Here is a 9,644-nt window from a genome sequence, read left to right on the forward strand (position 1 = left end):
GAGCGGGGCGCGGGGCCCGTGCGGGGCGCCGCGCGGGCTCAGGGGCGGGGGGCCTCGTGCTGCACGAAGTGCTCGATGCGGTTCAGCTCGCGGCGGGCGTCGACCGGGGTGCCGTAGGTGCGGTCCCAGGTGACCGGGGCGATCGTGACGTGGCCCTTGTCGAGCAGCCAGGTGGAGTCGGCGTCCTTCCGCCCCTCGGCGCACTCGCCCTCGCCGCTGCCGTCCAGCGGGCAGAGGCCCAGCGCGATGTCGAAGGAGTCGCCGTCCCCGCGCTGCTCGAAGGCGTGGTAGACGACGGCACCGTCGCCGACGCGGGTCCACACCGGGGCCTTGGCCTTCGCGCCCGCGCTGACGTCGGGGTAGTCGACCTTCAGGGCGAACTTCGGGGTCAGCAGTCCGCGCTGCTTCAGTCCGGCGACGAGGCGGGCGCCGAATTCGGCGTGCGCCCGGTAGTTGACGACGGGGAAGTTCAGGTTGCTCTCGTCGCCCGAGGAGGAGAAGGCGAGGGCCGGGACGCCCTGGTCGATGGCGGCGACGGCCGCGCCGACCGTGCCGGAGTCGTTGACGCTGGCGGCGACGTTGGGGCCGGAGTTGATGCCGGTGAGGACGAGGTCGGGGGCCTCGGTCCAGCCGGCCTTCGCTCTGAGGCCGCCGCGCAGGGCGAGCTTCACGGTGTCGGCGGGCGTGGCGGACGGGGAGTCCTTGGCGCAGGGGCCGGCGGAGAGGCAGACGCCGTAGACCGCGCCGCCGGAGGGTGCCCGGCCGCAGTCGTTCTCGTACCCGGCGGGCAGGGCGGTGCGGCGCTGCGCGGTGACGACGCCGCCGTTGGTGACGGCGGTGCCCTTGCCGGACTGGACCTGCCAGGGGGCCATGACGACGACGTCGGCCCCGGCGGCGCACATCGCGCGGCGGAGCTCGTAGAGGCCGAGGCCGTCGGAGTTGCTCGCCTTGGCGGCCTGCATCGAGTCGTCGTTGGAGATCAGGATCCGCATCCCGGCGAGCGGGTGGGCGGGGCCGGACGCGGCGGTGTCCGCCGTCGTGGCGTAGGCGGTGGCGCCCGCTCCGGCGAGCACGGCGGTGGCCGCAGACAGGGCGAGGTACGTGCGCTTGCGCATGGGAGAACCCTTCAGGTGCATGACATGCGGGCAGGGGGGATCGATCCGGGGCCCAGCCCCCCACGGGAGGGCCCCGGATCGTGCGCGGAGTCGTTCAGGTACTCCGCGGTCTGGGGGGTGCCGCGTCTGCGCCGGGACCTCCGGCGGGACTGCGGCGGGGTTGTGACGGGGGTGCGGCGGAGGTGCTCCGCGGGCTGCGGGGTCTCCGTGGCCTCTGCGGTCTCCGTGGCCGCCTCGGTCTGCGGAGGCTTCGGGTGCCGGGTCCGCGGCCTGCGGGTGCCGGGCCGGCGGCGAGATCTCCGGCAGGCTTCCGGCGGTGCTGGGCGCCGGGCCCGCTGAGAGGCATCCGGCAGCCCTGCGGGTGCCGGGCAGGCGGCGAGACCTGCGGGTGGGTCTCCGGCGGGGCGGCGGTGAGATCTTCGGGTGGGTCTGCGGCAGGCCCGCGGCGAGATCTTCGGGCGGGTCTCTGACAGCCCCGAGGTGAGATCTTCGGGTAGGTCTCCGGCAGGCCCGAGGCGAGACCCTTGGTGGTTCGGCGGTGCGCGGCCTACAGAGGCAAGCCGTGGCCGTACGGGAAGACCGGGTCCGCCGTGTCGTTCGGGACGTCGGGCCGCGAGGCCTCGACCGCGGCCATGGAGCGGGGCAGTTCGAAGGGCAGCCGGCCCTCGGCCCGCGCCCGGCCGAAGGCCACGTCGAGCAGGGCCTCGTCGCTCGCGCCGTAGTCGGCGATCAGCGCGGCCGCGCGCTCGGCGATCTCCGGCAGGACGGCCGGGCGCTCCAGGTTGACGCAGACCACCGTCGGCACGGCGGCGAGCAGTCCGAGGATCCGGGCCAGCTCGTCGTCGGGGAAGGCGAGGGAGCCGGAGTGGAAGAAGGACTCGAAGAGGTTCGGCCGCTCCTCGTACGGGGTGCGGAGCCGCAGGACGGCGAGGTCGGCCGCCGCCGGGTCGGCGACCACCTCGCCGTACGCCGCCGCGACCGCCGGGTCGACGTTCTCCACGTACAGCCTCGGTCGGCCCGTCAGGGGGAGCGGTCCGTCGGTGAGGACGGTGAGGGAGCGGCGCTGGGCGGCGGCGCCCGCGGCCTTGAAGTCGGCGCGGCCGACGGTCTCCGCGGCCTCGTCGGGGTCGACGTACCGCCGCTCGTCGAAGAGTCCGAGCAGGAACTTCTCGCGCAGCAGGCGGCGTACGGAGTCGTCGACCCGCGACTCGGGGATCCGGCCCGACGCCATCAGCTCGACGATCACCTCGGGGCACTGCTCGCCGCCGAACTGGTCGACGCCCGCGTCGAGGGCCTTGGCCGCCCGCTCGGCGACGCTCAGGTGCTCGACGCCCCAGGCCCGCGCCTCGTGGGTCTCGCCGAAGATGACGGCGTCGGTGAGCAGGCCCCAGTCGGTGCAGACGATGCCGGTGAAGCCGAGCTCCCGGCGGAGGAGTCCGTCGATGACGCCCCGGTTGAAGCCGAAGCCGACCTCCTCCCAGTCGGTGCCGACGGGCTGGCCGTAGTACGGCATCATCTGCGCGCAGCCGGCGGCGACGGCCGCCTTGAACGGCTCCAGGTGCAGGTCGCGCAGGCCGCCGGGGTAGACCTGTTCCTTGCCGTGCGGGAAGTGCGGGTCCTCGCCGTCCTTCTGCGGGCCGCCGCCGGGGAAGTGCTTGACCATCGCGGACACCGAGTCGGTGCCGAGGCGGTCTCCCTGGAGGCCGCGGACGTACGCCTCGACCAGTTCGGCCGTCAGCTTGGCGTCCGAGCCGAAGGTGCCGGACTGGCGGGACCAGCGGGGCTCGGTCGCGAGGTCGATCTGCGGGTGGAGCGCGGTGCGGAAGCCGACGGAGAGGTACTCGCGGCGGACGGTGTCGGCGAAGCGGAAGACCAGCTCCGGGTCGCCGACGGCCGCCAGGCCCAGGGCCTCGGGCCAGGCGGAGAAGGCGCCGGAGTTGAAGGAGGCGCCGACGTTGTCGGTGAAGGCGTGCCGCGGGTCCGTCGAGAGCGAGACGGGGATGCCGAGCCGGGTGCTCGCGGCCATCTCCTGGATCGCGTTGTGCCAGAGGGCCATCTCGCGGGCGCCGTAGGTGCCGAGCAGGTTGAAGTGGGTGAGCTGCCGTCCCTCGATGAGCTCGGGGGTGGTGAGGGGCAGCATCGAGCCGTCCGTGTCGGTCACCGGGGTGCCGTCGGCGTTCATCATCAGCATCGAGTGGAAGAGCTGGCCGGCCTTCTCCTCCGGCGTCATCCGGGAGAGGAGGTCCTCCACGCGTGCGTCGACGGGGCGGGAGGGGTCCTGGTACGGGTGCATGTCAGGGCTCCTGGGTGTGGCCGGGGAGAGCGGTGCCGCCCTTTGACGCCCTCAGGCTAGGCGTGAAAACCGAGTGACCACTAGGTTTCTGCAATGTGTCCTGGGTCACAGCACAAAAGTGCCTTTCCGGGCCGGTCTAAGGTGGGGCGCATGCCGGAGAACACGGGCCGAACGCCCCGCAAGAGCGCAGGCCGGGGCAGTTACGCGGTCGGTGACGCGCGCCGACAGAAGATCCTGGACACCGCCGTCGACCACTTCGGGCGGTGGGGCTTCCACGCCTCCTCGCTCGCCCGGATCGCCCATGACTGCGGCATCACCCAGGGCGGACTGCTGCACCACTTCCGCAGCAAGGAGGACCTGCTCCTCTCGGTCCTCGCGCAGAGCGAGCGGCACGACGTGGAGCGCCTGTTCGGCGAGGAGCCCGCGTCGTACAAGGCCTACCTCGACACCCTCGTCGCCCTGATCGAGGAGAACACCAGGCGCCCCGGCATCGTCCGCATGTTCAACGTCCTGGTGGGCGAGTCCGGCAACGTCGGACACCCCGCCCACGACTACTTCAAGGAGCGCTACGCGCGCGTGCTCCGGCACACCGTCGACCTCCTGGAGGCGGCCGTCCGGCGCGGCGAACTCCGCACCGGCACCGACTGCCTCGCCGTCGCCCAGGAACACCTCGCCGTCATGGACGGCCTCCAGATCCAGTGGGCCCTCGACCCGGCCTCCATGGACATGCCGGCCCGCGTCGGCGGCTACCTGCGGCGGCAGTACGCGGCGATCGCCGCGACCGAGGGCTGACGCGGGGCCGCCCGGCGGTGGCCGGGCGGCGGTGCCGCCCCCTCGGTGGGGCCGGTTCGGTCGTCAGGCCGTCGTCAGGCCGCCGTCTTGTTCGCCTCCCACTCGCGGCCGATCGCGCCGAGCAGCTTCGGGTACACGCCCAGGTACCGGAACGGCTTGATCCCCGCCATGTAGACGGCGCCCAGCAGGCCGTTGGGCTTCACCAGTACGGCCATCCGGGCGCGGTGGCGCCCCGGGGCGCCGTCCGGGACCCAGCCGATGTGCATCACCGCGTGCACGGTCCGGTTGGCGCTCTCCGCCACCCACTCGTCGTGCGCCTGGTAGACGGACGTGAAGGGGACCGCTCGGAGGTCGGGCCCCCGCGCCCCCGCGCGAAGGTCGTCCGGCAGCCGGTCCCTGAGGGTCTCCACGCGCCCGCCGAGGCCCGCGGCCGGCTTGTCCCAGCCGAGCAGCGCCCCCAGCTTCCAGCGGACCGCGAAGAGGGTGCGGACCACCGGCGCGGAGAGGGCGGTCCTGTTCTCGCCGGTGAACTGCCGCACCAGGCGTTCGAGGTCGTCCGGGCCGCCCGTGACGGGCAGTTCCCACACGTCCTCGACCTGGAAGTCGCCGGCGATCTCGTGGATCCGCCACGGGTGGGAGGTGTGCGCGGTGCGGGGAAGTCTCATGGCCGTACCCCTGTTCCGACGTCGGGACGACGTCTATACGGTGGCGTATAGATCAAGCGTAGACCCATCTGTACGGCACCGTATAGTCGGGCTGAGGAACGGAGAGGTGAGGAGGGGCACAGCATGGGAGCGATCCGCACCCCCCGTGGTCGGTGGGTCGAGGAGGGCCTGCGCGCGCTGGCCGAGGGCGGCCCCGAAGCCGTACGGATCGAGCCGCTGGCCCAGGCCCTCGGCGTCAGCAAGGGCGGCTTCTACGGCTACTTCGCCAACCGCGACGCCCTGCTCGCCGAGATGCTCGACACCTGGGAGCGCGAGGTCACCGACGCCGTGATCGAGCGGGTCGAGAGCGGCGGCGGGGATCCCCGGGCCAAGCTGGAACGGCTCTTCGACATCGTCCGCGACGCCTTCGGCGAACCGGTGACCGGCACCACCGTCGACCTCGCCATCCGCGACTGGGCCCGACGCGACGCCGCCGTCGCCGAGCGCCTCCGCCGCACCGACAACCGGCGCATGGAGTACCTGCGGTCGCTCTTCCGGAGCTTCTGCCCCGACGAGGCCGACGTCGAGGCCCGCTGCATGCTCGTCTTCGCGCTGCGCGTCGCCAACCCCCTCATCGCGGCCGACCACGGCACGCACACGCGTGCGGACGTCATGGCGCTGACACGGGACTGGCTGCTGCGCGGGTAGCCGGGGTCGGGGGTCTGCCGGGGCCGGGGGACCTGCCGGGCCCGTCGCGCCGCCGGTCACGGGCCCCCTCGTGCCGTCGCGCTGCTGGTCGCGCCCCCTCACGCCGCCGCTGGTCACGCGCCCGCCGCGCCGCCGCCGGTCACGCGCCCGTCCCGCCGCCGGTCACCGGCCCGTCGGCGGGCCGCCCTCCGGGAGGGCCGCGAAGACGCGCTGGAGGGCCGGGGGGCGTTCGCCGTCGCCCGCGATGACGAGGCGGTGGTGGTGGGTGATGCGGTACTCGAAGCCGTCCGGGATCGGGCTGCCGGTGGGGCGCGGGGGGACCCGGGCGTAGGCGGGGTCCTCCAGGGCGGCGCGCAGTTCGGCGGTCGCGGCGGGGGCCATGTGTCCGGTGCGGGGCGGCTTGACGCCGGAGGTGCTGGTCCAGGTGCCGTCGTAGCGGACGACGAGGCGGTTGTGGATGCCGGCGAGGCCGCCGGTGACGACCACCTCGACGAGGACGTCACCGGGACGCGGGGTCTGCGGCGGGGTGGTCGAGGCCGGTGTCGGGCCGGTGGCCGGGGGGTCCGTCCGTGGTGCGGGGGGCGTGCTCGCGTCCGGGGGCTTCGTGCCGGGCGTGCCCGCGTCCGGGGGTGTGCCGCCGGTGGTCGTCTCCGTCGGCGGCGCGGGGGGTGTGCTCGCGGTCGACGGCGGTCCGCCGGGAGCGGACGGGGCTCCGCTGCCGCAGCCGCTCGTCCCGCCGACGGTCAGGGCCGCCGCGAGCAGCAGGGCCCCGCACCACTTTCGCCGTACGCCTCGCACCATGGATCGAGCATGCCCCTTGCGGGGTCCCCCGCGCAGCCGGACGGACGGTCCGGGGTGTGTCGGAGTGTCAGGCGCCGTCGCGGACGATTCCGGTGAGGGGGCCTTGGTAGCGCCAGTCGAGCGAGTCGTAGAGGGCGAGGCCGTCGGTGGTCGCGGCGAGGATGCCGGTCGTGGCGCCGGCCTGGGCGGCGGCGGCCTCCAGGGTGCGCATGACGTTGGAGCCGAGGCCGCGGCGCCGGTGGGCGGGGTCGGTCTCGATCTGGTCGGCGACGGCGGTGGAGCCGGTCGGGGCGATCTGGCCGCGGGCGGCGAGGGTGCCGTCCTGGGCGAGGATCCGGACCCGGATGACGCCGTCCCGCGTCTCGGTGGTCCGGGCGTAGCCCTCGGGCGGGGCGGGCCTGGCGCCCGGGTCCAGGGGCTTGAGCATCATGAAGCCGGGGTCGTCGGGGACGGTCCAGCCCTCGGTGATCCAGGGGGCGACCTCCTCGGGGGTCGCCATCACCTTGAGCCAGCTGTACGGCTCGGTGAGCCGGGCGCAGAGCGCGCCGACGGAGGCCGCGTCGGGGGCGGGCAGGACGTGCCGTACGACATGGCGGGGCAGGCCGACGTCGATGCGGTGCCCCCAGGGCTCGGGGACGGCGGCGGGAGCGCCCCGGGAGACGGTCCAGCCCGCCACCCAAGCCGATGTAATGGCTGCTATATCCATGGAGGCATTACATCCCGTGCCGCGCACCCGCGGGAGGGTGATCGCTCAGAGCGAACGAACGTGCGGGAACATTCCTGGGCTCAGGTGCATTGAGTCGGTACAGCTCAACTTGAATGCCGAAGGGGAGATCATGGCTGCTGAGTCCATGCCGTCCGTGCCGCTCACTCTGCCCGTCCTGCCGCTCGACGACGAGGTCGTGCTGCCCGGCATGGTGGTGCCGCTCGACCTGTCCGACAACGACGTGCGCGCCGCCGTCGAGGCCGCCCAGGCCGCCGCGCGGCCCGGCGCCGGCAAGCCGCGGGTGCTCCTGGTGCCCCGCGTCGACGGGACCTACGCCGGAACCGGCGTCCTGGGCATCGTCGAGCAGGTGGGGCGCCTGTCCGACGGCGACCCCGGCGCGCTGATCCGCGGCATCGGCCGCGTCCGCATCGGCGCCGGCACGACCGGCCCCGGCGCGGCCCTGTGGGTCGAGGGCGGCACGGTCGAGGAGACCCTGCCCGACCCGCTGCCCGGCGCCGTGACCGAACTGGTCAAGGAGTACAAGGCGCTCGCCACGAGCTGGCTCAAGAAGCGCGGGGCCTGGCAGGTCGTCGACCGCGTCCAGCAGATCGACGGCGTCGGCGCCCTCGCCGACAACTCCGGATACTCGCCCTTCCTCACCGTCGAGCAGAAGGTCGCGCTCCTGGAGGCCGCCGACCCGGTCGCCCGCCTCAGGCTCGCCACGGCCCAGCTCCGCGAGCACCTCGCCGAGCAGGACGTCGCCGAGACCATTGCCAAGGACGTCCAGGAGGGCGTCGACAAGCAGCAGCGCGAGTTCCTGCTCCGCCGCCAGCTCGAAGCCGTCCGCAAGGAGCTCCGCGACCTCAACGGCGAGGCCGAGGGCGACGAGTCCGACGACTACCGCGCCCGCGTGGAGGCCGCCGACCTGCCCGAGAAGGTCCGCGAGGCCGCCCTCAAGGAGGTCGAGAAGCTGGAGCGGTCCAGCGACCAGTCCCCGGAGGGCTCCTGGATCCGCACCTGGCTCGACACCGTCCTCGAACTGCCGTGGAACGAGCGGACCGAGGACGCCTACGACATCCGCGGCGCCCGCGCCGTCCTCGACGCGGAGCACGCCGGCCTCGACGACGTGAAGGAGCGCATCACCGAGTACCTGGCCGTGCGCAAGCGGCGCTCCGACCGCGGCCTCGGCGTCGTCGGCGGCCGTCGCGGCGGAGCCGTGCTGGCCCTCGTCGGCCCGCCCGGCGTCGGCAAGACCTCGCTCGGCGAGTCCGTCGCCCACGCCATGGGCCGCGAGTTCGTCCGGGTCGCGCTCGGCGGCGTACGCGACGAGGCCGAGATCCGCGGCCACCGGCGGACCTACGTGGGCGCCCTGCCCGGCCGGATCGTGCGGGCGATCAAGGAGGCCGGGTCCATGAACCCGGTGGTGCTGCTCGACGAGATCGACAAGGTCGGCTCCGACTTCCGGGGCGACCCGGCGGCGGCGCTCCTCGAAGTCCTCGACCCGGCGCAGAACCACACCTTCCGCGACCACTACCTGGAGGTCGAACTCGACCTCTCCGACGTCGTCTTCCTCGCCACGGCCAACGTCCTCGAAGCCATCCCCGAGGCGCTCCTCGACCGCATGGAGCTGGTCAGGCTCGACGGCTACACGGAGGACGAGAAGGTCGTCATCGCCCGCGACCACCTGCTCCCGCGCCAGCTGGAGCGGGCCGGCCTGGAGTCCGGCGAGGTCGTCCTGGAGGACGCCTCCCTGCGGAAGCTGGCCGGCGAGTACACCCGCGAGGCGGGCGTCCGCACCCTGGAGCGGTCGATCGCCCGGCTGCTGCGGAAGGTCGCGGCCCAGCACGAACTGGGCGACCGCGAGCTGCCGTTCACCGTCACCCCGGAGGACCTGCGGGAGCTCATCGGACGACCGCACCACGTGCCCGAGTCGGCCCAGGACCCGGCCGAGCGCCGCACGGCCGTGCCGGGCGTCGCCACCGGACTCGCCGTGACCGGGGCGGGCGGTGACGTGCTCTTCGTCGAGGCGTCCCTCGCCGACCCGGAGACCGGCGCCGCCGGGCTGACGCTCACCGGCCAGCTGGGCGACGTGATGAAGGAGTCCGCGCAGATCGCGCTCTCCTTCCTCCGCTCGCACGGCGCGGAGCTGGAGCTGCCCGTCACCGGCCTCAAGGACCGGGGCGTGCACATCCACTTCCCGGCGGGCGCCGTCCCCAAGGACGGCCCGAGCGCGGGCGTCACCATGACGACCGCCCTCGCGTCCCTGCTGAGCGGCCGTCTGGTCCGTACGGACGTGGCCATGACCGGCGAGGTCTCCCTCACCGGCCGGGTGCTGCCGATCGGCGGCGTGAAGCAGAAGCTCCTCGCCGCGCACCGGGCGGGCATCACCACGGTCGTGATCCCCAAGCGGAACGAGGCCGACCTGGACGACGTCCCGGCCGAGATCCTGGAGAAGCTGGAGGTCCACCCGGTGACGGACGTCCGGCAGGTGCTGGAGATCGCGCTCGCCCCGGCGGCGGTGCCGGTCGGCGTGGCCGCGTAACTCCCGGTCGCGAGCGGGGTGTCCCCGACCGACACCCCCCGCC

Annotated in this window: 8 protein-coding genes; 3 read left to right on the top strand and 5 right to left on the bottom strand. The window is 73.9% G+C overall.

The annotated features are described in order from the left end of the window. Positions 1 to 38 precede the first annotated feature (38 nt). A complete protein-coding gene (gene surE / locus ACFCY7_RS26465; RefSeq protein ID WP_376488550.1) occupies positions 39 to 1,115 on the bottom strand; it encodes a 5'/3'-nucleotidase SurE in 1,077 nt (358 codons plus the stop codon). 547 nt (positions 1,116 to 1,662) lie between these two features. Next, entirely contained in the window at positions 1,663 to 3,408 is a 1,746-nt protein-coding gene (locus ACFCY7_RS26470; protein WP_376488551.1) for a glycoside hydrolase family 3 protein, read from the bottom strand. 150 nt (positions 3,409 to 3,558) lie between these two features. On the opposite strand from ACFCY7_RS26470, the gene ACFCY7_RS26475 reads away from it, so the two are divergent. After that, the gene (locus ACFCY7_RS26475) at positions 3,559 to 4,200 is read left to right on the top strand and encodes a TetR/AcrR family transcriptional regulator (RefSeq protein ID WP_376488552.1); all 642 of its coding nucleotides are present in this window, start codon (positions 3,559 to 3,561) and stop codon (positions 4,198 to 4,200) included. Between the two features lie 74 nt (positions 4,201 to 4,274). Here ACFCY7_RS26475 and ACFCY7_RS26480 read toward each other — a convergent pair whose 3' ends face one another. Further along, the gene (locus tag ACFCY7_RS26480; RefSeq protein WP_376488553.1) at positions 4,275 to 4,865 is read right to left on the bottom strand and encodes a DUF2867 domain-containing protein; all 591 of its coding nucleotides are present in this window, start codon (positions 4,863 to 4,865) and stop codon (positions 4,275 to 4,277) included. Positions 4,866 to 4,988: 123 nt separating this feature from the next. Between ACFCY7_RS26480 and ACFCY7_RS26485 the strand changes: the two genes are divergently transcribed. Next, entirely contained in the window at positions 4,989 to 5,552 is a 564-nt protein-coding gene (locus ACFCY7_RS26485) for a TetR/AcrR family transcriptional regulator (protein WP_376488554.1), read from the top strand. Positions 5,553 to 5,714: 162 nt separating this feature from the next. Here ACFCY7_RS26485 and ACFCY7_RS26490 read toward each other — a convergent pair whose 3' ends face one another. Continuing rightward, positions 5,715 to 6,353 carry a hypothetical protein gene (locus ACFCY7_RS26490; protein WP_376488555.1) on the bottom strand — a complete coding sequence of 213 codons (639 nt, stop codon included), beginning with the start codon at positions 6,351 to 6,353 and terminating at the stop codon, positions 5,715 to 5,717. Between the two features lie 67 nt (positions 6,354 to 6,420). After that, entirely contained in the window at positions 6,421 to 7,059 is a 639-nt protein-coding gene (locus ACFCY7_RS26495) for a GNAT family N-acetyltransferase (RefSeq protein ID WP_376488556.1), read from the bottom strand. Positions 7,060 to 7,189: 130 nt separating this feature from the next. Here ACFCY7_RS26495 and lon point away from each other — a divergent pair, with 130 nt between their 5' ends. Beyond that, complete coding sequence (gene lon / locus ACFCY7_RS26500) at positions 7,190 to 9,601, top strand: endopeptidase La (RefSeq protein ID WP_376488557.1); 2,412 nt, start codon at positions 7,190 to 7,192, stop codon at positions 9,599 to 9,601. The last annotated feature ends 43 nt before the right edge of the window (positions 9,602 to 9,644 follow it).

It is taken from the genome of Streptomyces sp. NPDC056361 (assembly GCF_042262805.1).
In the GTDB taxonomy this organism is placed as follows: Bacteria; Actinomycetota; Actinomycetes; order Streptomycetales; family Streptomycetaceae; genus Streptomyces.